We start from the raw sequence: 23,875 nt of genomic DNA, 5'->3' as shown, positions 1-23,875 counted from the left end.
AAGCCCGGCCCCGTTGACGGGGCCGGGCTTTCGTGCATGCCGTGCGGATCAGACGAAGAGGTTCGCCCGCTCCAGATCCTCGGCGAAGTCGACCTCGACCGCGTACAGGTCGGAGACGTCCATCGGCTCGAGCAGCAGTCCGTCTTCGGCGATCGCGAGCTCGAGGCCGCGCTCGAAGTAGTCCTGGTCCTCGACGCGCTGCAGCTGGCGCATGAACGCCTTCTTGTGGGTCGAGGAGATGTAGTTGATCCCGACGGCCTCGCCGAGACCGCCCTTGACCGTCTTCGACAGCTCCTTGATGAAGCCCTCGGCGGTCACGGTGTACTTGACCTCCTCGTCGCTCACCTTGGAGGTGTTGACGGTGACGAAGGACTGGTCGCGCTCGATGAACTCGGCGGCGCGGCCGAGGATCATCGGGTCGAAGACGACGTCGCCGTTCATCCAGAGCACGCCCGAGCGGCCCGTCGCGCCGAGGGCGCGCAGCAGGCTCTTCGAGGTGTTGGTCTCGTCGTACCGCTCGTTGTGCACGTAGTTCACGGAGGGGAACGCCTCGATGATGGTCTCGGCGCGGTAGCCGACCACGGTGGTGATGCGCGCGTCCGAGCCGAAGGCGGCGCGGATGTTGTCGTGCTGCTGACGCATGATCGTGCGGCCGTCGCTCAGTTCGGTCAGCGGCTTGGGCAGCGCACGGCCCAGGCGCGAGCCCATGCCTGCGGCGAGGATGACGGTCTGAAGAGTCACGAGTGCTCCTAAGGATTAGGTGTTCACGGTCGGTTCACCGACCGGACACTTCGTCGTGCCGTGAGTCATGCTAGCGATACAGCCTGGGAAGGACCGGGGCAGGAGCGCCCCGTTGCCGTTTCGTGATCCAGTACACACCGAACACTCAGATTCGTCCAGGGGTTGACACGGCGGGCGCGATTCCGGCGCGCGTCCGTGATTTATTGCACCGGACGGAGGAATTATCGCACCCCGTTGATACCGTAGGACGGTGACTGCTTCCCCCGACGACCGCACCGATCCGGTGGCCGACGCCGTGACCCCGCCCCAGAAGAAGGCGCCGGCTCGGAAGACCCCGGCGAAGCGGGCGCCCGCCCCGCGGACCCCCGCGCGCTCCGCCGCCGACAAAGCGGCGGCGACCGTGGAGGTGGTCGCGGAACCGGTCTCGAAGCCGGGTGCGGGGACCGGGGCCGCCGCCACGGGTGGAACCGCTCCCACCGGCTCGTCGAAGTCGACGGCCGCGAAGTCGACGGCCGCGAAGACGACGGCCGCGAAGACGACGGCTGCGAAGACGACGGCTGCGAAAACGGCCGCGGCGAAGCGGACCACGTCGCGGACGAGCTCCGCGACGGCACGGACCGCGGCCGCCAGGAGCGCCGCGGCGAAGGCGTCGGGGGAGGGGACCGAGGGAGCCAAGACCGCGGCGCGCACGGCCACCGCGAAGACCGCCGCGGCGAAGGCCGCAGCGGAGAAGTCCGCGGCGCAGAAGAGCACGGCGCGCACGACCGCGGCCCGCACCGCGGCCGACCGGACGGCCGCGGCGAAGAAGGCGGCCGCCACCCGGGCCGCGAAGGCGGCCGCGGCGAAGGCCGAGGCCGAGGCGCGGGCGGCCCGAGAGGACGCGACCCCCGAGGTCGAGGAGGTTGCGATGATCGCGACCGAGCCGCCCGTCGAGGCCACGCCCGTCGAGATCGAGCCCGCTGCAGCCGCTCCCGTCGAGGCTCCCGCGGCGACCGAGGACGTCGTCGCGACCGAGGAGCCCGCCGCCACCGATGCGCCGGCCGCCGCCGCGGAGCCTGCCCGCACCGATGACGCGGTCGTGACCGACGACGCCGTCGGGATCGAAGAGTCTGCCCCGACCGATGAGGCCGCGGCCATCGAGGACGTCGTCCCGGTCGTCGACGGTGCCGCTGCCGAGGAGCCCACGTCGACCGGCGCCGCGGCATCCGCGACCGAGGCCATCCGCATCCGCGGTCTGGTGAAGAGCTTCGGCGATCACATCGCCGTCAACGGCGTCGATCTCACGGTCCCCGCCGGGTCGTTCTACGGGATCGTCGGGCCGAACGGCGCGGGTAAGACCACGACACTCTCGATCGTCGCCGGCCTGCTGCGCTCCGACAGCGGCGAGGTCGTGATCTGCGGTGTCGACCAGCGGTCGAACCCGCTGGCGGCGAAGCGGATGATGGGTGTGCTGCCGGACCGGCTGCGCACGTTCGACCGACTCACGGGGCGTCAGCTCCTCTACTACTACGGTCTGCTCCGCGGCCTGGCATCGGACGTGATCGAGAAGCGCGTGGGCGATCTCGCCCGGGCCTTCGACCTCGGCGATGCACTCGGACGTGTGGTCTCCGACTACTCCGCGGGCATGACGAAGAAGATCATGCTCGCGGGAGCCATGATCCATTCGCCGCGCGTGCTGGTGCTCGACGAGCCGTTCGAGGCCGTCGACCCGGTGTCTTCCGCGGTGATCCTCGACATCCTGCGCGCCTACGTCGCGCACGGCGGCACCGTCATCCTCTCGAGCCACGGCATGGATCTGGTCGAGCGCGTCTGCTCGCGTGTCGCCATCATCGTGGGCGGTGACGTCCTCGCCGAGGGCACGATCGACGAGGTGCGCGCGGGGCAGACGCTCGAGGCGCGCTTCGTCGAGCTCTCCGGCGGAATCGGCGAGGTGGAGGGGCTCGAGTGGCTGCACACGTTCTCCGACTGAGGGCGGCGCTCCTGATCGGATCGCTCCGCGGCGAACGTCGGGTGCGGACACTGCTCATGCTCGCCGTCGTGGTCGTCATCACGGCACTGGTGTGCGCTGCGGTGCTGACCCTCGAGACCGCGCACGTCGACGTCGCGCGCACGGTCGTCGTGCTCGGCAGCGCCGCACTGTTCCTCGGCTTCCTCGTGGGGCCGATCCTCGTGGGTGCCGTCGACCAGCTCGATCCCCGCCGCTTCGCCGTCTTCGGGGTCGATGAGCGGCGGATGCCGGGGGTCCTCGCCCTCGCGTCGCTCATCAGCGTGCCGAGCCTCGCCGTGATCGCCGTGCACGTGAGCATGTGCGTCGTCGCCGTCCGGCTGGGTGCGCCGTGGCCTGCGGCCGTTCTCCTCACCGTGGTCGGGGCCCTCTCGACGATCCTGGCGGCGCGCGTCGGCATGGCCGTCAACGCGCTGCTGCTGCCCGAGCGCCGGTCGCGGGAGCTGACCGCGCTGTTCGCGCTCGCGGTGATCGTCGTGGCTTTCCCCGTCGCGGTCTTCCTCGCCTCGCTCAAGTGGGACGGTCAGGTGCCCGCGATCGTGGGGAGCATCACGACCGCCGTGGGCGTCACGCCGCTCGCCGCGGCGCCGCGCTTCCTGTTCGCGGCCGCGGCCGATGACGTCGCGGGCGCCTGGGTCAGCGGTCTCGTGGCGTTCGCCACCGCAGCGGTCCTGTGGGTGCTGTGGTCCTGGCTGGTGCGCCGTCTGCTGACGACGACCGAGCGTCCGGTGGCCTCACGGGAGCGAACTGGTCTCGGCTGGTTCGGCCTGCTGCCGTCGAACGCCTTCGGGGCGATCGCCGCGCGGAGCCTCGTGTACTGGCTGCGCGATCGCCGCTACATCATGAACGTGATCGTGGTGCCCGTCGCCGGTGTGCTCACCGTGCTGCCGCTCGTCGTCGCGGGTGTGCCGCTCGAGATCGCCGCCCTCATCCCCGTCCCCGTCATGGCCCTGTTCTTCGGCTGGCTCCCGCACAACGACGTCGCCTACGACTCGACCGCGCTGTGGACCCATGTCGCGAGCGGCGTGCGCGGCGTTCCCGATCGTCTCGGCCGCCTCGTTCCGGTGCTGCTCGTGGCGCTGCCCGTGCTCGCGATCGCGGTGCCCCTGACGCTGCTGTCGATCGACGACTGGCGCCTCCTGCTTCCCCTCGTGGGGGTCGGGGCGAGCCTGCTGCTGTCGGCGCTCGGGCTGTCGAGCATCGTGTCGGTCATCGCGCCGTACGCGGTGTCCAGGCCCGGCGACAGTCCCTTCCAGCAGCCGCAGCGCCCCACCTCTCGGGGAGCCTACGGGCCGGCAGCGGCGTTCCTCGGGGCGATCGTGCTGAGCGGACCGACGATCTGGCTGTTCGCGCTGACGACCGTCGAGGACTCGGCGTACGCGCCGGCGACGTTCTGGGCAGGCCTCGGGAGCGGTGCGATCGTCCTCGCGCTCGGCGTGGTGATCGGCGGCCGGATCTTCCAGCACGAGGGCGAGAGGCTGATGGAGTTCGTCGAGACCGCATGACGGCCGCCCATCGGCGTCCTGGCGCGGCTAGACTCGGCGCATGAGTACTCCGCTGGACAGCCCCGATCAGGGCGGCGTGGCAACGCTCGATCGCGAACTGGAAGAGCTCCTCCGCGAGGAGAACCTCGAGCCGGGCGACCACGAGCGCTTCTCCCATTACGTGAAGAAGGACAAGATCCTCGAGTCCGCGATCACCGGCAAGCCGGTGCGGGCGCTGTGCGGCAAGAAGTGGACCCCGGGTCGCGACCCGGAGAAGTTCCCGATCTGCCCCACGTGCAAGGAGATCTACGAGTCGATGGTCGGCTGACCGCCGCCTGTCACCTCACCGCCGGTCAGTCGGCGTCGACGAAGAGCGTCGGGATCGCCGGGTCCGACTTGCTGAGCGCGAGCGCGCGCACCGGGAGCTCCTCGCGCACGCGGAGGTGGTGCGCGCGGGCGGACGCCGTTCCCTCGACGCCCTCGTAGGCCGCGTCGATGTCGCCGGCCTCCATGAAGGTCACCTGCAGCGCGCGTCCGTCCGGGTGATCGGCGGCGGTGTCGAGCTGCTCGAACCCGTCCGACACGACGACGGTCTCGGTGGTCGCGACGCCGTCGACGATCGTGCGGAACGCGGCCTTGCGACCGCCGTGCGATGCCTTGTCGGTCGACGCCTTCGCGACGCCGACCCAGGCGCCGTCCGACCCCTGCCGGGCGACGAGCTTGTAGACCATGCTGGCGGTCGGGTACCCCGATCCCGTGACCACGGAGGTGCCCACGCCGTACGCGTCGACGGGAGCGGCGGCCAGGGTCGCGATCGCGTACTCGTCGAGGTCGCTCGTGACGGTGATGCGCGTGCCGGTCGCACCGAGCTCGTCGAGCTGCGCACGGACCTCGGCCGCGACGATCGGCAGGTCGCCCGAGTCGAGGCGCACGCCGCCGAGGCCGGTGCCCGCCACGCGGATCGCCGTCTCCACGCCCGTGCGGATGTCGTAGGTGTCGACGAGCAGCGTCGTGTCGGTGCCGAGGCTGTCGATCTGCGAGCGGAACGCCTCCTCCTCGGTGTCGTGCAGCAGCGTCCACGAGTGCGCGGCCGTGCCCATCGTGGGGATGCCCCACAGTCGGCCGGCCTCGAGGTTGCTCGTGGCGCCGAAGCCGGCGATGTACGCGGCGCGCGCCGCGGCGACGGCCGAGCGTTCGGCGGCACGGCGCGACCCCATCTCGGCGAGGGGGCGCTCCCCGGCGGCGATGCTCATGCGCGCGGCGGCCGTCGCGACGGCGGAGTCGTGGTTGAGGACGCTCAGGGCGAGGGTCTCGAGCACGACGGCATCCGCGAAGGTGCCCTCGACCGTGAGGATCGGGGAACCAGGGAAGTACAGCTCACCTTCCCGGTAGCCGCGGATGGAGCCCGTGAAGCGGTAGTCCTCGAGGTACGACAGCGAGGAGGCGTCCACCACGTCGTTGTCGCGTAGGAACCGCAGTTCGTCGTCGCCGAAGCGGAAGTCTCGGAGCAGGCCGAGCAGGCGTCCGGTGCCGGCGACGACACCGAAGCGGCGACCGCCGGAGAGTCGGCGGGAGAAGAGCTCGAAGACGCTCGGGCGAGCGGCTGTCCCGTCGCGGAGGGCGGCGGCGAGCATCGTGAGCTCGTAACGATCGGTCAGAAGCGCCGTGGACGTCGTCATGCGCTCAGCATAGTGACGACTCCGCTCGTCGTCGGCGCGCGTGCCGGGGCGGGCGCGACTAGGCTGGGGAGTCATGAACGACGCGCCGATCGGAATCTTCGACTCCGGTGTCGGCGGGCTCACGGTGGCCAGGGCCATCCGGGCCCAGCTGCCCCGCGAGTCGTTCGTCTACATCGGCGACACCGCGCATTCGCCCTACGGCCCCAAGCCGATCGCCGACGTGCGGCGCTACGCGCTCGAGGTGCTCGACACGCTCGTCGACCAGGGCGTGAAGATGCTCGTGATCGCCTGCAACACGGCATCCGCGGCGATGCTGCGCGATGCGCGCGAGCGCTATGACATCCCGGTCGTCGAGGTCATCGCTCCCGCCGTGCGCCGCGCCGTCTCGACCACGCGCAACGGCCGGGTCGGCGTGATCGGCACGGTCGGCACGATCGGGTCGCGTGCCTACCAGGACATGCTCGAGGTGAACGAGAGACTGTCGGTCTTCACGGCGGCGTGCCCCCGGTTCGTCGAGTTCGTCGAGGCCGGCATCACCGACACCCCCGAGGTGCTCGCGACGGCCGAGGAGTACCTCGCGCCGCTGCGCGACGCCGGGGTCGACACCCTCGTGCTCGGATGCACGCACTATCCGTTCCTGCGCGGTGCGATCAGCTACGTGATGGGCGAGGACGTGACGCTCGTGTCGAGCGACGACGAGACCGCGGGCGACGTGTTCCGCCAGCTGGTGCGCGGCGACCTGCTCGCGACCGCCGATGCCTCGGCCTCGTACGTCTACGAGGCCACGGGGGCGTCCGCCACCGAGTTCACGGCTCTCGCGAACCGCCTGATGGGCCGCGAGGTGCGCGACGTGCAGCTCGTGCAGACCGGCGTCATCACGCTTCCCGACGTCGCGCACTGATCCGCCCCACCGCTTCCCCGCCGCCGCAAGACCATCCCGCGTCCCCCGACCGAAGGAACACCATGTCAGACATCGTCCGTGCCGATGGCCGCTCCACCGACCAGCTCCGCGAGGTCACGATCGAGCGCGGCTGGAGCGCTCACGCCGAAGGGTCGGCGCTGATCAGCTTCGGCGGCACCAAGGTGCTGTGCACCGCCTCGTTCACGAACGGCGTGCCGCGCTGGCTCACCGGCAAGGGCAAGGGGTGGGTCACCGCCGAGTACTCGATGCTCCCTCGGGCCACGAACAGCCGCAACGACCGCGAGAGCGTCAAGGGACGCATCGGCGGTCGGACGCACGAGATCTCGCGCCTCATCGGGCGCGCGCTGCGTGCCGTCGTCGACACCAAGGCGCTGGGCGAGAACACGATCGTGATCGACTGCGACGTGCTGCAGGCCGACGGCGGCACGCGCACCGCGGCGATCACGGGCGCCTACGTCGCCCTCGCCGACGCGATCGAGTGGGGGCGCGAGAAGAAGTTCATCGCGAAGAACTCGTCGCCGCTGATCGACTCGGTGTCGGCGATCTCCGTCGGCATCATCGATGGCGAGCCGATGCTCGACCTCGCGTACGTCGAGGACGTGCGCGCCGAGACCGACATGAACGTCGTGGTCACGGGTCGCGGTCTGTTCGTCGAGGTGCAGGGGACCGCCGAGGGTGCGCCGTTCGACAAGCGTGAGCTCGACGCACTGCTCGACCTCGGCGTCGCGGGCTGCGCCGACCTGAAGACCCACCAGCTGACGGCGCTCGCGGGCTGATGAAGGTCGTCCTCGCCACCCACAACCCGCACAAGGTGGCGGAGTTCCAGCAGATCGTGTCTCTCACGCGTCCCGATCTCGAGATCGTCGCCTACGACGGGCCCGAGCCTGTGGAGGACGGCGTGACCTTCGCCGAGAACGCGCTCATCAAGGCGCGCGCGGCGGCCGCGCACACCGGACTCGCGGCGCTCGCCGACGACTCCGGCATCTGTGTCGATGTGCTGGGCGGATCGCCGGGCGTGTTCTCCGCCTACTGGGCGGGGCAGAAGAAGGACGCAGCGGCCAACCTCGACCTGCTGCTCGACCAGCTGCGCGACATCGCGGATCCGCACCGCACTGCGCACTTCACCTCGACCATCGCGCTCGTGACGCCCGACGGCACCGAGCGCGTCGTGGAAGGGCTCTGGCCCGGGCGCCTCGCGCACGCGGCGTCCGGCGAGGGAGGGTTCGGCTACGACCCGATCTTCCTCCCCGACGGCCAGCCCGCGGGGGAGGAGCGCTCGGTGGGCGAGTTCACGGCCGAGGAGAAGCAGTCGCAGTCGCACCGGGCGCGCGCGTTCGAGGAGCTCGTGCCCCTGCTTACCGGGCTCTGATCGATCGCGTCATCAACCACTACGCTTGACGTACTTCATGCGTAGTGGTTAGCTGATGCGCATGAGAGCTCACGTACTACATCGGCGTCACCCTCGACGGGTTCATCGCGGGGCCGGACGACGAGGTCGACTTCTTCCCCGTGACGCCGGCGTTCGCCGAGACGCTCGGTACGGAGCTCGCCGATCTGCAGCCGGCGTTCGTGCGCGCGGCGCGCGGGGGAGCGGACCAGCCGCTCGCGAGCTTCGACGCCGTCGTGATGGGGCGCCGCACCTACGAGCCCGCCCTCGAGCAGGGTGTGCTCGATCCGTACTCGCACCTGCGCACGGTCGTCGTCAGCTCCACGATCGACGTCCCGGCGCACGACAACGTCGAGATCGTGCGGACCGACCCCGTGGCACGCGTCAGGGAGCTCAAGGCCGAGGACGGGCTCGGGATCTATCTCGCGGGCGGCGCCGGCCTCGCGGGCGTGCTGCTCGACGAGATCGACCGGTTGATCGTCAAGAAGTACCCGGTGATCGCCGGCTCCGGCATCCCGATGGTCAGCCACGGCTTCCAGCCCACGGCCTTCACCCTCGATCGGGCCCGCACCTACGACAACGGCTGCGTCGTGCTGGAGTACACCCGCGCGCGGTAGGAGATGATCAGTGCTTACCGCCGGGGTCGTCGTCCCGCGGGACCCGCGGGTCCCGCGGGTCCCGACGGCTTCGCCATACGAGGATGACGGCGACGATCACCGCGATCACGACCACCGCGATCCCGAGGATGAGGAGGAGCTCCGGGATCGAGGGAAGGAACGGGTTGCGGATCATGCCCGGAGTCTACTGAGGATGCGCGTGGCTCATGCTCGATCGTGTGACTACGAGAACCCCAGCGCGGGAAGCACCCACACATGCACCGCCGGGACGGTCGCGAGGGCCGCCCCGGCGGATGCGAGGATCACAGTGACGTACCACTTCCGACTGTAGATCTCCACGCCACCGTCGCGGCGATACTTCACTGCGAGCGAGACGCCCGTCAGCAAGAGCGCGGTCCCGATGACGATGAACGCGACGTGGATGGGCGGCATGGGACGATGATAGGCGAGCGCGCAGAGCCCGATGGTCCTACTGAGAATCATCACCATTCCCGAGTACGCGGATCCGCCCTCCCGGAGCGGAAACCGACCCTAACCTGGTCGTATGCACGATCACGCGCCCGCCGCCGGCGGCATCCGTTCGGCCGGCCACCGTCGCCTCCTGGCGATCTCGCTGACCCTCACCGCGACCATCATGGTCGTGCAGGTGGTCGGCGCGATCCTCACGGGCTCGTTGGCGCTGCTCGCGGACGCGGCGCACATGTTCACCGACGCCTCGGCGCTCGTGATCGCCCTGATCGCCGCCGCGGTCGCTGCGCGTCCTGCCGACGACCGTCGCACCTTCGGCTACCAGCGCGCCGAGGTGTTCGGCGCACTCATCAACGCGATCATCCTCATCGTGCTCTCCGGCTGGGTCGGGATCGAGGCGATCGGGCGTCTGCTGAACCCCGGCGAGGTCGAGGTCGCCGGTGGGCTCATGCTCGTCGTCGCGGCGGTCGGCCTGATCGCCAACGCGATCTCGATGTGGCTGCTCAGCCGCGCGCAGCGCACCAGCATCAACGTACGCGGCGCGTACCTCGAGGTCATGGGCGACCTGATCGGCTCGGCCATGGTGATCGTCGCGGCGATCGTGATCGTCACGACCGGATGGATGCCGGCGGATGCGATCGCGTCGATGGCGATCGCGGTGCTCATCATCCCGCGGGCGATCGCCCTGCTGCGCGAGGTGTTCTCGGTGCTGTCGGAATCGGCGCCGAAGGGCACGGCCGTGGCCGATATCCGCCGGCACCTCCTGGACTACGAGGGCGTGGTCGGCGTGCACGACGTGCACGTGTGGCAGCTCACCCGTGGCGCCCCGGTGTTCAGCGCGCACGTGAGCGTCGAGCCCGCACTGCTCGCCGAGGGGCGCTCCGCCCGATTGCTGACGGACATGCAGGAGTGCCTCGCCGAGCACTTCGACGTCGAGCACTCGACGTTCCAGATCGAACCGGCCGAGCAGTCGGACTGCGAACCTCACCACGCCTGAGCGTCCCGGCCGCTTCTCAGCTCTCGACGACGACCTCGTCCGGAGACTTGTCGGGGCGGAGACCCCGCCAGCGCGCGTGACGCAGCACGCCGTCGGGTGTCCAGTTCGCGAACTCGACCTCGCCGACGAGTTCCGGCCGCACCCATAGGGCGTCCGACGCATCCGGTGCGGGCACTCCGTCGAGCGGGGCCTCCTCCACGCGCAGCGGCGCGAGGCGTGCGAGCAGATCGCGCAGCATCCGATCCGTGAACCCGGTGCCGACGCGTCCGACATAGCGCAGTCGCCCGGTCTCGGGCACGGCGAGCAGCAGGGATCCGAACGTCCCCTCGCGATCGCCCTTGCCCGGGCGGATGCCGACGATCACCGCCTCCTGCATGCGGGTGTGCTTGAGCTTCAGCCAGGAAGGGGAGCGCTGTCCCGGGCGGTACGACGATCGAGGGTCCTTGACGACGACGCCCTCGAGGCCGAACTCCTCGCTCGCGGCCAGAGCGGCGTCGAGATCGTCGAACACCGGGGGCACGCGCATGGGCGCGTCGAGATCGGAGACCACGTCCTCCAGCAGCGTCCTCCGCTGCGACAGCGGCATGGTCGACAGATCGTGACCGTCGAACCGCAGCAGGTCGAACACGAGGTACACGATCGGGGTGCGCACGACCTCGCGCTCGATCTCGCGAGCGCGCGTCAGGTGCATCCGGTTCTGCAGCAGCGAGAAGCTCGGGCGCCCCTGCGCGTCGAAGGCCACGATCTCCCCGTCGACGATCGCGTCGTCCGCGGGGAGGAAGGGTGCACCATCGGCCGTGAGCTCGGGATAGCGTGCCGTGATGTCTATGCCGCTGCGGGCATGCAGCTGCATCCGTCCCTGCGACCAGGTGCCGACCGCACGGATGCCGTCCCACTTCACCTCGACCCAGGGCGGCGTGCTCAGGCCGCGCGCGATCGCCGGGGTCCCGTTCTCGGCGAGCATGGGGGAGAGCGATGCCGGGACGGCGTCGGCGGCCGGTGCCGCAGCGATGCGGGGACGGTGCTCCTTGCGAGCAGTGCGCTCGGTGCGCGCAGCGGGCTCTCTCTCCGAGGAGTCGCGCGGGACCGCCGGATTCTCCGGCCGCAGGGCCGCGAGGGGATCCATGCCCGCGGCGGCACGTTCGAGGACCTGCTCGATGTCGAGCTGCGCGAGGTCGGGGTCGTCGAGCTCGTCCCAGGTCCGCGGGGCGGCGACCCACGGCTGCGCACGCCCCCGGAGGGAGTACGGCGAGATCGTCGTCTTCTTGCCGTTGTTCTGGCTCCAGTCGAGGAACACCTTGCCGCCTCGCGCGGCCTTGGCCATCGTGCTGGTCGCCAGGTCAGGATGCTCGGACTCGATGAGCCGGGCGACCTCCTTCACGACCGCGGAGATCTCGTCGCTCGTCTGCTGACCCGGCAGCGACGCGTACAGGTGGATGCCCTTGCTGCCGCTCGTCACGGGCAGCGGATCGAGTCCGATCCCGGTGAGGATGCCGCGCGCGAGGCGCGCGACGTCGGCGCACTGCGCGAGACCCACGCCCGGACCGGGATCGAGGTCGAGCACGAGACGGTCCGGCCGACCGGGCAGTCCGTCGGCGTCGAAGCGCCACTGCGGCACGTGCAGCTCGATCGCCGCGACCTGCGCGAGCCACACCAGGGCGGGGACGTCTTCGACCAGCGGGTACTCCTTGGGGCCGTCGGAGTGCTGGATCGCCTGACGCGGGATCCAGCGCGGCGCCCCGGCTTCGAGCTGCTTCGTGAAGAACGCGTCGGCGGGAGCATCCGTCGTGCCGACTCCCTCGACCCAGCGCTTGCGCGTGACGGGACGGCCGTCGAGCAGAGGCAGCAGCAGCGGGGCGATCGCCGTGTAGTACGCGAACACCTCGCCCTTGGTGGTGCCGGTCTCGGGGTACACGACCTTGTCGAGGTTCGTGACGCGCAGGCGGCGGCCGTCGATCTCCACGTTCTGCGCCTCGCCTGCCATGGAGCCAGCGTAGTCAGCGCCGGCATAGTCAAGGGACTGGCTGTGACCCGTGTGACTGGTGTTCACTGTTCCCATGAGGACGATCTGGAAGGGCGCGCTGACCTTCGGTCTCGTGAACGTTCCGGTCAAGGTGTACTCCGCGACCGAGGACCACGACGTGCCGCTGCATCAGGTGCACGACAAGGACGGCGGGCGCATCCGCTACCAGCGCACGTGCGAGATCTGCGGCGAGACGGTCGCGTACGCCGACATCGACCGCGCGTACGTCGACGAGGGGCAGACCGTCGTGCTCACCAAGGACGATCTCGCGGCGCTGCCCGCCGAGAAGAGCCGCGAGATCGACGTCGTCGAGTTCGTGCCCTCCGACCAGGTCGACCTGCTGACCCTCGACAAGCCGTACTACCTCGAGCCGGACTCGAAGTCCCCCAAGGCCTACGTGCTGCTGCGCAAGACCCTCGAGCAGACCGACCGCACCGCGATCGTGCGCTTCACGCTGCGGCAGAAGACGCGGCTCGCGGCGCTGCGCGTGCGCGGCAAGGTTCTCGTGCTGCAGACGCTGCTGTGGGCCGACGAGGTCCGCGAGGCCGAGTTCCCCTCGCTCGACGAGGACGTGCGCATCTCGAAGAAGGAGCTCGAGCTCTCTGCATCCCTCGTCGACAGCTACTCGGCGGACTTCGACCCCGAGTCGTTCGTCGACGAGTACCAGAAGGAGCTGCGCACCCTCATCGACGCGAAGATCGACGCGGGCGACACCTTCGACGTCGCCGACACGTTCGGCGAGGACGAGGGCGATGCCAAGAGCGGTGAGGTCATCGACCTCATGGAGGCGCTGCGCGCGAGCGTCGCGAAGTCCAAGGCCGCACGCTCAGGCGGCGCGGATGCCGACGAGGACGCGAAGCCGAAGAAGAAGACGGGCACGTCGAAGAAGAAGGCCGGCTGACCGGCATCCGCCTGCCGGGGTCAGTGCTTGCCGTCGCCGTCCAGGTCGGGAGCACGGTCGAAGACCTCGGGGTCGAGCGCGAGCTCTTCGGCCTCGGCCGCATCCGTCGCACCATCGCCGGAGGCCGCGGCCTTGCGAGCCTTGTGGCGCTCGACCAGGTAGTGCCACAGCGTCACGACAGCGGTGCCGCCGACCGCGATCAGCAGGATGATGTCGATGTACTCGACGACCAGGTCGCGGATGAAGGGGATGTACGCGATCAGGTACCCGACCATCGTGAGGCCGAAACCCCAGATCATCGCGCCGATGAAGTTGTAGAGCGAGTACTTGCGCCACGGCATGTGGCCCACACCTGCCGCGACGGGCGCGAAGGTGCGCACGATCGGCACGAAGCGGGCGAGGATGACGGTGATGCCGCCGAACCGCTCGAAGAACGCGTTCGTGCGTTCGACGTTCTTCTTGCTGAAGAGCCCGGACTCCTTGCGCTCGAACACCGCGGGACCGCCCTTGTGGCCGATCACGTAGCCGACCTCACCGCCGATGAAGGCCGCGAGCGCGATCAGCAGCGAGACGATCCAGATGTTCACGCCGAACACGTTGCTCGTGTGCGTGAGGAGGCCCGCGATGATCAGCAGCGTGTCTCCGGGGAGCAGGAAGCCGACCAGCAGGCCGGTCTCGGCGAAGATGATGAAGCAGACCACGAGCAGAGCCCACGGGCCCGCGGCGCCGATGATGGTGGCGGGGTCGAGCCAGGGGAGGAGTGCGGCGTGGTGCATGGGATTCCCGTCGTGAGCTGTGTCGGCGGTGATGTCGTCGGTCGCCGGAGATGCGACTGATCGGTGCGGAAGGTGGGACTTGAACCCACACGCCCTGAGGCACAGGAACCTAAATCCTGCGTGTCTGCCAATTTCACCACTCCCGCGCGGTGGGATAAGTCTACTGACCGGGGCATCCCGCGATGCTGGGGATCCGCCCCGCAGTCGCATGAGGACAGTGTGGATAACTCGTCGGGGTCGAGCCGGATTCTTGCGAGGATGCCCGGGTGACTCAGCCCTCCCTCGTCATCGCCGAGCGCGTGCGGCGACGTCTGCGCGCCGAGGGGATCGAGCCCGCCGTCGACGTGCAGGCCGCACGTGCCATCGCCCAGGCGGAGGTGCGGCGCTTCAACGACACCGCGCTGGCCCGCGGCGAGGAGCTGGCCGACGACGAGGCGCGGTGTGTGAGCGATGTGCTCGCCTCCGTGCACGGCTTCGGTGCGCTGCAGCCGCTCCTCGACGACCCCGACATCGAGGAGATCTGGTTCAACGGCCCGGGGAGCGTGCATGTGGCGAGGGGAGGCGTCGCCGAGCGGATCGACCTGCGGCTCACCGAGGTGCAGCTGCGCGATCTCGTCGAGCGGATGCTCCAGTCCACCGGCAGACGGGTGGATATCGGCCAGCCGTTCGTCGATGCCTCGTTGCCCGACGGCTCTCGTCTGCACGTCGCGATCGCCGACGTCGTGCGCGGCGGCTGGGCCGTGAACATCCGCAAGTTCCTCACCCGGCACAGGAGCCTCGACGCGCTCGTCGCACAGGGTGCGCTGCCGGCCGCGCTCGCCGCCGAGCTGACGGCGGGGCTGCGGGCGGGGCGCAGCGTGATCGTCTCGGGCGCGACGCACGCCGGCAAGACCACCATGCTGGGCGCCCTGCTCGAGAGCGCTGCTGCGGAGCAGCGGATCATCACGGTCGAGGAGACCTTCGAGCTCGCGCTGCAGGGCCCCGACGTCGTCGCGCTGCAGGGACGCCAGGCGAGCCTGGAGGGAGCCGGAGAGATCACGCTGCGCCGGCTCGTGAAAGAGGCGCTGCGCATGCGGCCGGATCGGCTCGTGGTCGGAGAGGTGCGGGACGCCGAGGCGCTCGACCTCGTGCTCGCCCTCAACACCGGCGTGCCGGGCGCCGCCACGGTGCACGCGAACTCGGCCGAGGAGGCGCTCGAGAAGCTCGCCCTCCTCCCGCTGCTCGCCGGCCGCAACATCGACCGCGCGTTCATCGCACCGGCGATCGCCGGATCGGTCGACCTCGTGGTCCACTGCGTCCGCTCCGGCGACGGCGTGCGGCGGGTGCAGGAGGTCGTCGCTCCGACCGGCGCGATCGTGGACGGTCGCATCGAGGTGCGCTCGGTCTTCCGTCGTGACGGGGCCGGCGCATGACCGCGCTGCTCGGTGCGACGCTCGCCGCCGGCATCCTGCTGACGATCTCACCCTGGATGTGGCCCGGCGGCGGCAGCACGGACCGTGCGGTGCGTCGCGGCCTGCTGGCGAGGATGCTGGAAGAGGCGGGGTACGCTGCCGCGGCGCCGCGCATCCTCGTCGTCGTGATCGTCGGCCTCGCGCTCACCGCGGCCTCGGTCGTGTGGCTTCTCGTCGGGATCCCGGTGCTCGCCGTCCTCGCATCGGGCGCCGCGGGCAGCATGCCGATCCTGTTCCTGAGGTCCCGGCGCCTGCGTCTGCGCAAGGTGAGACGCCAGCTGTGGCCCGACGTCTGCGACCTGCTCATCGCCGCGATCCGCGTGGGTCTCTCGCTCCCCGACGCGGTCGCATCACTCGCGGAGTCCGCGCCGCTCATGATGAGGCCGGCGTTCGTCGTGTTCGCTCGCGACCTGCGTGCGACCGGTCGTTTCGAGACCAGCCTCGATCGCCTCAAGACGACGCTCGCCGACCCGATCGCCGACCGCATGATCGAGACGCTGCGCATGGCGCGTCAGGTGGGCGGCACGGAACTCGGCGCGGTGCTGCGAGCGCTGTCGTCGTCGGTGCGAGCGGATGCCGCGCTGCGCGGCGAGGTCGAGGCGCGACAGTCCTGGATCCGCGGGGCGGCCGTGCTCGGCGCCGTCGCGCCGTGGGTGGTCCTCGGCCTGCTCGTGATGCGGCCGGAGGGGGCCGCGGCCTACGGGACGGCCGAGGGCGTCGCCGTGATCTGCATCGGAGCGGCGGTGTCGGTCGTCGCGTACCGGATCATGATCCGGATCGGTCGGCTCCCGGAGCCCGAGCGGTGGTTCGGGTGAACGGGTTCACGGCGGCGGCGGTCGCGGTGCTCTGCGGGGGAGCGCTCGCCGCGGGACTGCTCCTGATGCTCGCGGCGCTTCCCCGGTGGTCGGCCACGCCGCTCTCCGTGCGCATAGCTCCCTACGTGCGCGATGCGGTCCCCGACGATGCGCTCCCCTCCTCGGCGCTCCCTCGCGTCGGCCCCCTGCCCGCGGCGGAGCGTTCGTCGCGAGCGCGGGTGCTCGCGTTCGTCGAGCGGACGCTGGGCGACGGCGATGCGCTGCGGCGACGGCTCGCACAGGCCGGTGTCGACCGGGAGCCCACGAGCTTCCGCAGCAGGCAGCTCGGCTGGACGGTCGTCGGCATCGCGGCCGGTGCGCTCGCGCTCATCGCGGTCGCGGTGGTCGGACGGATGTCTGTCCCGGCGTTGCTGCTGCCGATCCTCGCCGGCGCCGGCGTGGCGATCGGGTACGACATGCAGCTCACGGCACGGGTGACGAGCCGGCGCCGACGACTCACCGACGAGCTGCCCACGACGCTGGAGTTCCTGTCGCTGTGCCTGTCGGCGGGGGAGGGACTCCTCGATTCGCTGCGCCGGGTCGCGCAGGTCGGCACGGGGGAGCTGACCACCGAGTTGCGCGGCGTGGTGCTCGCGGCCGGCACGGGATCACCGCTCGGTGAGGCGCTGCGCGAGATGTCGGCGCGACTGGAGCTCCCGGGGCTCACCCGCGCGGTCGATCAGGTGATCGCCGCGCTCGAACACGGTGCGCCGCTCGCCGGCGTGCTCCAGGCTCAGGCGGGGGATGCGCGCGAGGACGCCAAGCGCGTGCTGATCGAGCAGGCGGGGCGCAAGGAGATCCTCATGCTGCTGCCGCTCGTCTTCCTGATCCTGCCGCTCTCCGTGCTCTTCGCGATCTACCCGGGCCTGTTCATCCTGCGACTCGGCATCGGCTGAGCGCACCAACCGAGAGGACGACATGAACACACTGCGACGCTGGCGGCGGACGACCGCCGAGAGCCTTCGGAACCTGCGTGACGACGACACGGGCGACGTGCCGGGCTGGGTTCTGGTGACGTTGATGACCGCGGGGCTCGTGGTGCTCATCTGGGCGGTCGCCGGGCCGGCGCTCAGCGCCCTGTTCGAGCAGGCGATCCAGCGCGTGTCGGGGCTCTGACGCGTGACGCTCCGGGGCTTCCTGCACGATGAGCGCGGGTCGAGCCCGGTCGAGTTCGTGCTCGTCGGCACGATGCTCACCGCGCTCACGCTCGGCGTGCTGCAGCTCGCGCTCGTCGTCTATGTGCGGAACGTCGTGCACGACGCAGCGGTCGAGGGGGCGTACCACGCGGCGCTGGCGGACGCCGCCCCGGCGGCCGGCGTCGAGCGCGCGGGCGAGGTGATCACGCGGGCGGTCGGCGCCGCCTACGCGGACGACATCACGGTCGGGCGCTCGCACGACGCAGGAAAGGACACCGTCGTGGTGAGGATCCGCACGACGATGCCGATCATCGGCCTGATCGGCATCCCCGCGGGACTGGAGGTGGAGGCTCATGCACCCGCGGAGTCGTTCGACGTCGAGTGAGGACGGCTCGGCGGCGTTGGAGTTCATCGCGGTCGGCGTGCTCCTGCTCGTGCCGCTCGTGTACCTGATCGTGGCGCTCGGCTCGATCCAGGAGCAGTCGCTCGGGGTGGAGGCCGCGGCACGCCATCTGGCGCGTGCGCTGTCGCTCGCACCGGATGCCGAGGCGGGGTCGGCTCGCGGGCAGCGGGTGCTCGACGCTGTCGCCGAGGAGTACGGCATCGATCCGGGGGAGCTGGACGTCGACATGTCCTGTGCACCCGTGTCCTCGCCGTGCCCGGCCGCGGGGACGACCGTCACGGTGGTCGTGAGCACGCGGGTGCGGCTTCCGCTCGTGCCGGCCGTGCTCGGCCTCGACCGCGCGGCCTCGGTGCCGGTCGAGGGGATCGCGGTGCAGAAGGTCTCGCGGGTGTGGGGCGAGTCATGAGGGGCGCGGTGACGGAGGGGGCTGACGACGAGGGGAGCGTGCTCCTCCTCGCCCTCGGCTACGCGGTGCTCGCGATCGCCCTCGTGCTGGTGTGCGTGTGCGCGACCGACCTGTACATCGCGCAGAAGCGCCTCGACGCGCTCGCCGACTCCGCCGCGCTCGCCGGAGCGGACGGCTTCGTCGTCGAGGTCGAGGGCGATGTCGTGCGCGCCGAGCTCACGGATGCGGCGGTGACCGCGGAGGCGGTGGCCCTGCTGCTCGCGAGGCCCGGGGAGGCGACGCTCGTGTCGGCATCCGCTCCCGACGGAGTCTCAGCGCGGGTGACGGTCACGACGGACTGGCAGCCGCCGCTCGTGTCACTGTTCGTCCCCGACGGCGTGCGTCTGGAGGCCACCGCGACGAGTCGGACGGCGCTGCGGTAGCGGGCGCCGGCGACGGCTCACGGGAACAGGTGCCCGAGCACCTACCAGTCGCCGGACCCGAACGCCGCTGCGACGAAGGGGACGACAGCGGGATCGATGTCCGGGGCGAGGCGCGTCCACAGGGCCCGTGCGGCCACGAGGTCGCGATCGCGGACGAACGTGCCCATCTCGTAGATCGCGGTGTTGTACGCGACCCATGCCGCGTGGACAGGTGGTCCGTCAGCGGCGGAACCCGGAGCGGATCCTCGCCCACAGCGGATCGCCCTCGGAGAGCGCCGACACGAGGCGCAGCACGCCGCCGAGCTGCCCGCATCCCGAGATCAGCGCGAGCAGGCCGACGGCTCCGACAGCGGCGGTCACCGAGGTCCATTCCGCCACGATGTCCCGGATCATCAGCGAGACACCGGCGATCCCGAGCAGCAGGGCGAGACTCGCGGTCGTGATCCGTGCGAACACGCGCGGCTCGAAGTTCACGCTCCGCGCCTGTATCCAGCCGGCGGGTCGGCGCTGCCGACCGCCGTGCGTGTACGGCGAACGCAGCCGCGACGACGCCGCGCGCAGTATCCGTCGCCCCGATCGCGACAGGGCGACCAGGACGGCGACGCCTGCTGCTGCGAGGGCCGCGGCGACGACGATGATCACCACGTCCAGCACGCCGGGGACCCCGCCCAGCATGGCGATCGTGCCGATCATCCCCAGGGCGACGAACAGTCCGAGTCCGGCGAGGAGGAAGGCGAGGAGCCCGAGGCCCCACCGCGACCAGCGCTCGTAGTCCGAGCGCAGCAGGGCTGCGCCGCGGTCCGCGTCGACGGGACGCGAGTCCGGCGCGCCCGTCGCGTCGATGTACTCACGGGACGCGGGGAGCACGAACGCGAAGGGCATGAGACCAGGCTACGGGCGACCGAGCCCGGGGTCAGGGCGACAGCCGCGACAGCACGGTCCGGACGCGTCGGTGGAACTGCGGCGGCACGTCGACGGGGAGGTCGTCGAGCGGCCACCAGCGCACGTCCTCGGACTCGGCGCTGACGACAGGCGCCGTGTCGCCGGCGACGACCAGCGCGACGCCGATATCCAGATGCGAGGCACAGCGTCCGAAGGCCGCGGAGAGGGCGTGGCGGTCGAGGTCGTAGGCGTATGGCTCCTCGATCGAACCCGGGGCGACCCCGGTCTCCTCGGCGAGCTCGCGCAGCGCGGCCTCCGCGACGGAGGCGTCCCCCGGCTCGAGGTGCCCGCCGGGCTGCACCCAGAACCGGCCCTTGCCGTGGAACACGAGCAGGATGCGCGTCAGCGACGGATCGAACACGAAAGCGGATGCCGTGGCATGGTGGGGGCCGTCGTCGCGGGCGACCGGACCGTCGTCATCCCCGAAGAACGATGCGAAATCCGTCCGGACGGCGGCGTCGTCCTCCGACGAGACGGGGAACCCCGCCACGAGCCGCCGCACGTCGGCGCCGAGCGCGCTCATCCGGCATCCTCCACGGGTCCCGCGCCCTTCGCGCGAGGCACGAAGCGCGGGATCCAGCGCAGGAACCCGCCCGCCCCGACGAGGCCGATCACGCCGATCACGGCCGCCGCGCTCGGCAGCGATGCCACGGCCGTGATGCCCGAGACGAGCAGCGGGGCGATCGCGCCCCCGGCATCCGTCAGCGTCCGCCATGAGCCGAGGAACGCCGCCGGCTCACGCGCGGGCGCGACGTCGGCGCCGAGCGTGAGCAGGATGCCGCTCGACAGGCCGTTCCCGACACCGAGCACGGCCGCGAACATGCCGAACCACAGCACCGCGGCATCCCCGTCGTGCGTGAACGACAGCGCGAGGAACCCCGCGCCCATCAGCACCATGGCGGGCATCGCGGCCCACAGCCGCCCGAAGCGATCCATGACCTGTCCGCTCGCGTAGAAGAGGGCGAAGTCGATCGCGCCCGAGATGCCGACCACGAGAGCGATGGTCGAGGCGTCGAGTCCGAGCGACAGTCCCCACAGCGGAAGCACGACCTGGCGGGCGGAGCGGACGGCCGACAGGGAGGCGGCGGCGAGACCGAGCCGCCCGAGCACCGAACGCTGCTGCCACATGGTGCGGAGGACACCCGTGCGCGGTGCCGTGGGGATCGACCCGCTCACGGCCTCGCCGGTGTCCGCGGACAGTGGAGCGGTCCGCACGGGCGTCGTGGGCGGGATCGTCTTCTCGGGATCGGGGCCGAACAGCACCAGCACGACCATGACGATCAGGCACCCGAGGAAGAACCAGATCGCGGCGGCCTCGGAGCCGAACAGCTGCAGGAGGCCGGCGGCGACGAACGGCCCGATGAAGATGCCGAGCCGGAAGCTGCCGCCCAGCAGGGAGAGGGCCCTGGCACGGAACGCGATCGGCACGCGGGTCGTCATGAACGCATGCCGAGCGAGGCCGAACGCGGCCGCGCAGAAACCCAGGAGGAACACGGATGCCGCGAGCACGGCCAGCGACGGTGCGAACACCATCCCCACGCCGGCGCCGATCGCGATCGCTCCCGCGATGACCATCGTGAACCGTTCGCCGATGCGCGCGACCGCCCATCCGGCGGGCAGGTTGCCGCACAGCTGACCGACCACGAGCGCGGAGGCGACGAGGGCCGCGAACGCGACGTCCGCGCCCATCGACGCGGCGATCACGGGGATCAGCGGGATGACCGCGCCCTCGCCGAGCGAGAACAGCACGGTGGGGAGGTACACCATGGGCCCGAAACGTCTCAGAACCGTGGATGCGCCGCTCACTCCCTTCACGCTACTCCCGTTCGCGGCGCGTCCCCGCCCGCGCAGGCGGCACGTTAGGCTGGGTGGGCCATGCTCGAACTCGATCTCTCCGCCGACATCCAGGCCCTCCGCGTCACCTACGGTGACATCCGCGAGGTCGTCGATGTCGATGCGCTCCGCTCCGACATCGCCCGACTCAGTGAAGAGGCCGGCGCCCCCGACCTCTGGGACGACACCGAGCGCGCCCAGAAGGTGACCAGCGCCCTCAGCCACGCCCAGTCCGCTCTCGCCCGCGTCGAGGGCATCGGCCGCCGGCTCGACGACCTCGAGGTGCTCGTCGATCTCGCGAACGAGATGGGCGACGAGGACTCGGCCGTCGAGGCGCGCACCGAGCTCGCCGCGCTGACCGAGCTCATCAACCAGCTCGAGGTGCAGACGCTGCTCGACGGCGAGTACGACGAGCGCAGTGCGATCATCACGATCCGCTCCGGCGCCGGCGGCGACGACGCCACCGACTTCGCCGAGATGCTCATGCGCATGTACCTGCGCTGGGCCGAGCAGCACAAGTACCCCGTGAAGGTCATGGACACCTCGTACGCGGAGGGCGCAGGCATCAAGTCCGCGACGTTCGAGGTCGAGGCGCCCTACGCGTTCGGCACGCTGTCGGTCGAGGCCGGCACCCACCGCCTCGCGCGCATCAGCCCGTTCGGCTCGGCCGACAAGCGGCAGACGTCGTTCGCGGCCGTCGAGGTCATCCCGCTCATGGAGGAGGCGACCGAGGTCGACATCCCCGAGGGCGACATCCGTGTCGACGTGTTCCGCTCCTCGGGCCCCGGCGGCCAGTCGGTGAACACGACGGACTCCGCCGTGCGCATCACGCACCTCCCGACCGGCATCGTCGTGTCGATGCAGAACGAGAAGTCGCAGATCCAGAACCGCGCCGTCGCGATGCGCGTGCTCCAGAACCGTTTGCTGCTGCTGCAGCGCGAGGAGGAAGCGGCGAAGAAGAAGGAGCTCGCGGGCAACATCACCGCGAGCTGGGGCGACCAGATGCGCTCGTACTTCCTCTACGGTCAGCAGCTCGTGAAGGATCTCCGCACGGGGCACGAGTCCGGAAACCCGGCCGCCGTGTTCGACGGCGACCTGGACGGGTTCATCTCGGCCGGCATCCGGTGGCGCAAGCGCAAGGACGAGGACTGATCCTCAGAGATCGGCGCCGGCCCGTCGAGCGAGGCTCAGCGGACCGGCATCCGTCCTGTCGGTTCAGCGACCGGCGCCCTTGAGCGTGCCGGTGACGTCGTCGTAGCTGTAGGCGACGCAGAGCACCTCGCGGTCGTCCCAGCGCCACGTGCGCTGCGTCGGCACCGACCAGTAGAAGTCGAGCTCCGACTCGGCGTAGCTGTAGCCGACGAACGTCTCGAACTCGCTGAGGCAGCGCTCCTCGGCGATCCGGTTGAGCTCGTCGTCTCCGGGGAAGTCCCCGTCCTCGACGTCGAACGTGAGATACACCTCGTCGGTGTGGGGCTCGTCGCACGGGACGACAGGCACCTCGTAGAGGTCTTCCTCCCACTCGACGTACGGCATGCACTGACCGACCTCGAGGTCCGACCACGCCACGGTCTCGGCGTTGCTCGGAACCGTGGTGCCTCCGTCGCTCGGGCTCGTCGACGGTGGAGCGACCGGCGTCCCTCCGGTCTCGGGCGTCGTGCTCCCCGTCGATCCGAAGGAGATGAGCACGACGGCGACGGCGAGGAACGCGCCGAGCACGCTCAGGCCCATCCCGGCGATGCCCGGCCACTTCGGCGCGCGCAGGAACAGGGACACGACGCCGAGGAGGAAGCCGAGACCGAGCAGCGCCCAGCCGACGCCCGCGATCGCGGGGACGCACGAGAGCACGGTGCCGAGGACGGCGAGGCCGAGAGCGATCACGCCCAGGACCGGGAAGGGGCGCGGCGCCGACGGTGCGACGACGGGTGCTCCCCAGCCCGGGTGCGCGGCACCGGGGGAGACCCCGGCGGCTCCCCAGCCCGGCTGCGGCACGGGAGGTACGGCACCCGGCGCGACTCCCGCCGCATGCGGTGCGACTCCCGCCGCATGCGGTGCGACTCCCGCCGCATGCGGTGCGACTCCCGCGGATGCGTATCCCGCGGCGGTGGCCTCGGCGACCGGCGTCGGGGCCTGGTCCGCGGCGCCGGTTCCCGGCAGCACCCACGGCGGGGTGAACGCCGCGTCGGCGGTGTCGGCGGTCGGTGCGTCGATCGGGTCCGACTCCGGAGCCTCCGACGTGCGCTCGGCGAGCGCGGGGTCGGGAACGGCACCGTCGAGCGGGATCGTCTCCGCGTCCTCAGGCGTCGCCGTCGCAGGTGCGGGCGCGGCGAGCGTGTGCTGGGTCCAGCCGGAGCCGTCCCACCAGCGCCGCCGTCCGGAGCCGTCGTCGTACCAACCGGCAGGGATCGTCATGCCGTGTCCTCGTCCT

28 protein-coding genes and 1 tRNA gene are annotated in these 23,875 nt (G+C 70.8%); 17 read left to right on the top strand and 12 right to left on the bottom strand.

Annotated features, from left to right (window positions below):
- Window positions 1-48 precede the first annotated feature (48 nt).
- Complete coding sequence (locus ACIPY8_RS10665; RefSeq protein ID WP_400817852.1) at window positions 49-741, bottom strand: NTP transferase domain-containing protein; 693 nt, start codon at window positions 739-741, stop codon at window positions 49-51.
- 250 nt (window positions 742-991) lie between these two features.
- On the opposite strand from ACIPY8_RS10665, the gene ACIPY8_RS10660 reads away from it, so the two are divergent.
- From ACIPY8_RS10660 to ACIPY8_RS10650, 3 genes are read left to right on the top strand one after another with little or no spacing between them, the layout of a single operon-like run.
- Window positions 992-2,710, top strand: a complete 1,719-nt coding sequence (locus tag ACIPY8_RS10660; RefSeq protein ID WP_400817851.1) for an ATP-binding cassette domain-containing protein — start codon at window positions 992-994, stop codon at window positions 2,708-2,710.
- Window positions 2,686-4,251, top strand: coding sequence for a hypothetical protein (locus tag ACIPY8_RS10655; protein ID WP_400817850.1), 1,566 nt, complete (start codon window positions 2,686-2,688; stop codon window positions 4,249-4,251). The genes ACIPY8_RS10660 and ACIPY8_RS10655 overlap by 25 nt, the downstream gene beginning before the upstream one ends.
- Window positions 4,252-4,291: 40 nt before the next feature.
- Window positions 4,292-4,558 (top strand): DUF3039 domain-containing protein, encoded by a 267-nt coding sequence (locus ACIPY8_RS10650; RefSeq protein WP_028503536.1) that lies wholly within the window; start codon window positions 4,292-4,294, stop codon window positions 4,556-4,558.
- A gap of 25 nt (window positions 4,559-4,583) precedes the next feature.
- On the opposite strand, the gene ACIPY8_RS10645 is transcribed toward ACIPY8_RS10650, so the two are convergent.
- The gene (locus ACIPY8_RS10645) at window positions 4,584-5,984 is read right to left on the bottom strand and encodes a nicotinate phosphoribosyltransferase (protein ID WP_400817847.1); all 1,401 of its coding nucleotides are present in this window, start codon (window positions 5,982-5,984) and stop codon (window positions 4,584-4,586) included.
- On the opposite strand from ACIPY8_RS10645, the gene murI reads away from it, so the two are divergent.
- The 4 genes from murI to ACIPY8_RS10625 all read left to right on the top strand — a co-directional run bounded on the left by murI (window position 5,983) and on the right by ACIPY8_RS10625 (window position 8,835).
- Complete coding sequence (gene murI / locus ACIPY8_RS10640) at window positions 5,983-6,810, top strand: glutamate racemase (protein ID WP_400817845.1); 828 nt, start codon at window positions 5,983-5,985, stop codon at window positions 6,808-6,810. The genes ACIPY8_RS10645 and murI overlap by 2 nt on opposite strands.
- Before the next feature lie 62 nt (window positions 6,811-6,872).
- The gene (gene rph, locus ACIPY8_RS10635) at window positions 6,873-7,607 is read left to right on the top strand and encodes a ribonuclease PH (RefSeq protein ID WP_400817843.1); all 735 of its coding nucleotides are present in this window, start codon (window positions 6,873-6,875) and stop codon (window positions 7,605-7,607) included.
- Window positions 7,607-8,200, top strand: a complete 594-nt coding sequence (rdgB, locus tag ACIPY8_RS10630) for an RdgB/HAM1 family non-canonical purine NTP pyrophosphatase (RefSeq protein WP_400817841.1) — start codon at window positions 7,607-7,609, stop codon at window positions 8,198-8,200. The genes rph and rdgB overlap by 1 nt, the downstream gene beginning before the upstream one ends.
- 80 nt (window positions 8,201-8,280) lie before the next feature.
- The gene (locus ACIPY8_RS10625; protein ID WP_400820318.1) at window positions 8,281-8,835 is read left to right on the top strand and encodes a dihydrofolate reductase family protein; all 555 of its coding nucleotides are present in this window, start codon (window positions 8,281-8,283) and stop codon (window positions 8,833-8,835) included.
- 7 nt (window positions 8,836-8,842) lie between these two features.
- On the opposite strand, the gene ACIPY8_RS10620 is transcribed toward ACIPY8_RS10625, so the two are convergent.
- On the bottom strand, window positions 8,843-9,010 hold the full coding sequence (locus ACIPY8_RS10620; RefSeq protein WP_400817839.1) for a hypothetical protein: 168 nt from the start codon (window positions 9,008-9,010) through the stop codon (window positions 8,843-8,845).
- A 47-nt stretch (window positions 9,011-9,057) separates the two neighbouring features.
- On the bottom strand, window positions 9,058-9,267 hold the full coding sequence (locus tag ACIPY8_RS10615; RefSeq protein ID WP_400817837.1) for a hypothetical protein: 210 nt from the start codon (window positions 9,265-9,267) through the stop codon (window positions 9,058-9,060).
- Between the two features lie 112 nt (window positions 9,268-9,379).
- Here ACIPY8_RS10615 and ACIPY8_RS10610 point away from each other — a divergent pair, with 112 nt between their 5' ends.
- The gene (locus ACIPY8_RS10610) at window positions 9,380-10,300 is read left to right on the top strand and encodes a cation diffusion facilitator family transporter (protein ID WP_400817835.1); all 921 of its coding nucleotides are present in this window, start codon (window positions 9,380-9,382) and stop codon (window positions 10,298-10,300) included.
- A 16-nt stretch (window positions 10,301-10,316) separates the two neighbouring features.
- Here the strand turns inward: ACIPY8_RS10610 and ligD are convergent, their stop codons facing one another.
- Window positions 10,317-12,284, bottom strand: coding sequence for a non-homologous end-joining DNA ligase (gene ligD, locus ACIPY8_RS10605; protein ID WP_400817833.1), 1,968 nt, complete (start codon window positions 12,282-12,284; stop codon window positions 10,317-10,319).
- Between the two features lie 73 nt (window positions 12,285-12,357).
- Here ligD and ACIPY8_RS10600 point away from each other — a divergent pair, with 73 nt between their 5' ends.
- Window positions 12,358-13,224 (top strand): Ku protein, encoded by an 867-nt coding sequence (locus ACIPY8_RS10600; RefSeq protein ID WP_400817831.1) that lies wholly within the window; start codon window positions 12,358-12,360, stop codon window positions 13,222-13,224.
- Between the two features lie 20 nt (window positions 13,225-13,244).
- Here ACIPY8_RS10600 and ACIPY8_RS10595 read toward each other — a convergent pair whose 3' ends face one another.
- Entirely contained in the window at window positions 13,245-14,000 is a 756-nt protein-coding gene (locus ACIPY8_RS10595; protein ID WP_400817829.1) for a DedA family protein, read from the bottom strand.
- Between the two features lie 64 nt (window positions 14,001-14,064).
- Window positions 14,065-14,146: transfer RNA gene (locus ACIPY8_RS10590), tRNA-Leu, on the bottom strand.
- 120 nt (window positions 14,147-14,266) lie between these two features.
- Between ACIPY8_RS10590 and ACIPY8_RS10585 the strand changes: the two genes are divergently transcribed.
- Genes ACIPY8_RS10585 through ACIPY8_RS10555 form a run of 7 tightly spaced genes read left to right on the top strand, consistent with a single transcriptional unit; the run spans window position 14,267 to window position 18,672 of the window.
- Complete coding sequence (locus ACIPY8_RS10585) at window positions 14,267-15,412, top strand: CpaF family protein (RefSeq protein WP_400817827.1); 1,146 nt, start codon at window positions 14,267-14,269, stop codon at window positions 15,410-15,412.
- The gene (locus tag ACIPY8_RS10580) at window positions 15,409-16,266 is read left to right on the top strand and encodes a type II secretion system F family protein (RefSeq protein ID WP_400817825.1); all 858 of its coding nucleotides are present in this window, start codon (window positions 15,409-15,411) and stop codon (window positions 16,264-16,266) included. Before ACIPY8_RS10585 ends, ACIPY8_RS10580 begins: the two co-directional genes overlap by 4 nt.
- Window positions 16,263-17,201 carry a type II secretion system F family protein gene (locus ACIPY8_RS10575; RefSeq protein ID WP_400817824.1) on the top strand — a complete coding sequence of 313 codons (939 nt, stop codon included), beginning with the start codon at window positions 16,263-16,265 and terminating at the stop codon, window positions 17,199-17,201. The genes ACIPY8_RS10580 and ACIPY8_RS10575 overlap by 4 nt, the downstream gene beginning before the upstream one ends.
- Window positions 17,202-17,223: 22 nt before the next feature.
- Entirely contained in the window at window positions 17,224-17,421 is a 198-nt protein-coding gene (locus ACIPY8_RS10570) for a hypothetical protein (protein ID WP_400817822.1), read from the top strand.
- Window positions 17,422-17,424: 3 nt separating this feature from the next.
- Complete coding sequence (locus ACIPY8_RS10565) at window positions 17,425-17,826, top strand: TadE/TadG family type IV pilus assembly protein (protein WP_400817820.1); 402 nt, start codon at window positions 17,425-17,427, stop codon at window positions 17,824-17,826.
- Window positions 17,795-18,250 (top strand): TadE family protein, encoded by a 456-nt coding sequence (locus ACIPY8_RS10560; RefSeq protein WP_400817818.1) that lies wholly within the window; start codon window positions 17,795-17,797, stop codon window positions 18,248-18,250. The genes ACIPY8_RS10565 and ACIPY8_RS10560 overlap by 32 nt, the downstream gene beginning before the upstream one ends.
- 8 nt (window positions 18,251-18,258) lie before the next feature.
- Window positions 18,259-18,672, top strand: a complete 414-nt coding sequence (locus ACIPY8_RS10555) for a hypothetical protein (RefSeq protein ID WP_400817816.1) — start codon at window positions 18,259-18,261, stop codon at window positions 18,670-18,672.
- A 41-nt stretch (window positions 18,673-18,713) separates the two neighbouring features.
- On the opposite strand, the gene ACIPY8_RS10550 is transcribed toward ACIPY8_RS10555, so the two are convergent.
- From ACIPY8_RS10550 to ACIPY8_RS10535, 4 genes are read right to left on the bottom strand one after another with little or no spacing between them, the layout of a single operon-like run.
- The gene (locus tag ACIPY8_RS10550) at window positions 18,714-18,839 is read right to left on the bottom strand and encodes a hypothetical protein (RefSeq protein ID WP_400817814.1); all 126 of its coding nucleotides are present in this window, start codon (window positions 18,837-18,839) and stop codon (window positions 18,714-18,716) included.
- Between the two features lie 52 nt (window positions 18,840-18,891).
- Window positions 18,892-19,554 (bottom strand): hypothetical protein, encoded by a 663-nt coding sequence (locus tag ACIPY8_RS10545; protein ID WP_400817812.1) that lies wholly within the window; start codon window positions 19,552-19,554, stop codon window positions 18,892-18,894.
- A 31-nt stretch (window positions 19,555-19,585) separates the two neighbouring features.
- Window positions 19,586-20,137 (bottom strand): NUDIX hydrolase, encoded by a 552-nt coding sequence (locus ACIPY8_RS10540; protein WP_400817810.1) that lies wholly within the window; start codon window positions 20,135-20,137, stop codon window positions 19,586-19,588.
- Window positions 20,134-21,381 (bottom strand): MFS transporter, encoded by a 1,248-nt coding sequence (locus tag ACIPY8_RS10535; protein ID WP_400820315.1) that lies wholly within the window; start codon window positions 21,379-21,381, stop codon window positions 20,134-20,136. The genes ACIPY8_RS10540 and ACIPY8_RS10535 overlap by 4 nt, the downstream gene beginning before the upstream one ends.
- A gap of 108 nt (window positions 21,382-21,489) precedes the next feature.
- Here ACIPY8_RS10535 and prfB point away from each other — a divergent pair, with 108 nt between their 5' ends.
- Window positions 21,490-22,599: a peptide chain release factor 2 gene (prfB, locus tag ACIPY8_RS10530; RefSeq protein ID WP_400817808.1), complete on the top strand. Its 1,110-nt coding sequence runs from the start codon at window positions 21,490-21,492 to the stop codon at window positions 22,597-22,599.
- A gap of 63 nt (window positions 22,600-22,662) precedes the next feature.
- On the opposite strand, the gene ACIPY8_RS10525 is transcribed toward prfB, so the two are convergent.
- Window positions 22,663-23,859 carry a septum formation family protein gene (locus tag ACIPY8_RS10525; protein WP_400817806.1) on the bottom strand — a complete coding sequence of 399 codons (1,197 nt, stop codon included), beginning with the start codon at window positions 23,857-23,859 and terminating at the stop codon, window positions 22,663-22,665.
- Window positions 23,860-23,875 lie beyond the last annotated feature (16 nt).

It is taken from the genome of Microbacterium sp. NPDC089696 (assembly GCF_044749125.1).
Taxonomy (GTDB): domain Bacteria; phylum Actinomycetota; class Actinomycetes; order Actinomycetales; family Microbacteriaceae; genus Microbacterium.
This window is presented reverse-complemented; position numbering and strand designations above follow the sequence as displayed.

What these genes read in the sequence shown, in the direction of transcription:
- ACIPY8_RS10650 (WP_028503536.1), top strand. Translation starts at nt 4,292, where the DNA reads ATGAGTACTCCGCTGGACAGCCCCGATCAGGGCGGCGTGGCAACGCTC.
- murI (WP_400817845.1), top strand. Translation starts at nt 5,983, where the DNA reads ATGAACGACGCGCCGATCGGAATCTTCGACTCCGGTGTCGGCGGGCTC.
- ACIPY8_RS10645 (WP_400817847.1), bottom strand. Translation starts at nt 5,984, where the DNA reads ATGACTCCCCAGCCTAGTCGCGCCCGCCCCGGCACGCGCGCCGACGAC.
- rph (WP_400817843.1), top strand. Translation starts at nt 6,873, where the DNA reads ATGTCAGACATCGTCCGTGCCGATGGCCGCTCCACCGACCAGCTCCGC.
- rdgB (WP_400817841.1), top strand. Translation starts at nt 7,607, where the DNA reads ATGAAGGTCGTCCTCGCCACCCACAACCCGCACAAGGTGGCGGAGTTC.
- ACIPY8_RS10620 (WP_400817839.1), bottom strand. Translation starts at nt 9,010, where the DNA reads ATGATCCGCAACCCGTTCCTTCCCTCGATCCCGGAGCTCCTCCTCATC.
- ACIPY8_RS10615 (WP_400817837.1), bottom strand. Translation starts at nt 9,267, where the DNA reads ATGCCGCCCATCCACGTCGCGTTCATCGTCATCGGGACCGCGCTCTTG.
- ACIPY8_RS10610 (WP_400817835.1), top strand. Translation starts at nt 9,380, where the DNA reads ATGCACGATCACGCGCCCGCCGCCGGCGGCATCCGTTCGGCCGGCCAC.
- ligD (WP_400817833.1), bottom strand. Translation starts at nt 12,284, where the DNA reads ATGGCAGGCGAGGCGCAGAACGTGGAGATCGACGGCCGCCGCCTGCGC.
- ACIPY8_RS10600 (WP_400817831.1), top strand. Translation starts at nt 12,358, where the DNA reads ATGAGGACGATCTGGAAGGGCGCGCTGACCTTCGGTCTCGTGAACGTT.
- ACIPY8_RS10595 (WP_400817829.1), bottom strand. Translation starts at nt 14,000, where the DNA reads ATGCACCACGCCGCACTCCTCCCCTGGCTCGACCCCGCCACCATCATC.
- ACIPY8_RS10580 (WP_400817825.1), top strand. Translation starts at nt 15,409, where the DNA reads ATGACCGCGCTGCTCGGTGCGACGCTCGCCGCCGGCATCCTGCTGACG.
- ACIPY8_RS10570 (WP_400817822.1), top strand. Translation starts at nt 17,224, where the DNA reads ATGAACACACTGCGACGCTGGCGGCGGACGACCGCCGAGAGCCTTCGG.
- ACIPY8_RS10560 (WP_400817818.1), top strand. Translation starts at nt 17,795, where the DNA reads ATGCACCCGCGGAGTCGTTCGACGTCGAGTGAGGACGGCTCGGCGGCG.
- ACIPY8_RS10550 (WP_400817814.1), bottom strand. Translation starts at nt 18,839, where the DNA reads ATGGGCACGTTCGTCCGCGATCGCGACCTCGTGGCCGCACGGGCCCTG.
- ACIPY8_RS10545 (WP_400817812.1), bottom strand. Translation starts at nt 19,554, where the DNA reads ATGCCCTTCGCGTTCGTGCTCCCCGCGTCCCGTGAGTACATCGACGCG.
- ACIPY8_RS10540 (WP_400817810.1), bottom strand. Translation starts at nt 20,137, where the DNA reads ATGAGCGCGCTCGGCGCCGACGTGCGGCGGCTCGTGGCGGGGTTCCCC.
- ACIPY8_RS10535 (WP_400820315.1), bottom strand. Translation starts at nt 21,381, where the DNA reads ATGGTGTACCTCCCCACCGTGCTGTTCTCGCTCGGCGAGGGCGCGGTC.
- prfB (WP_400817808.1), top strand. Translation starts at nt 21,490, where the DNA reads ATGCTCGAACTCGATCTCTCCGCCGACATCCAGGCCCTCCGCGTCACC.
- ACIPY8_RS10525 (WP_400817806.1), bottom strand. Translation starts at nt 23,859, where the DNA reads ATGACGATCCCTGCCGGTTGGTACGACGACGGCTCCGGACGGCGGCGC.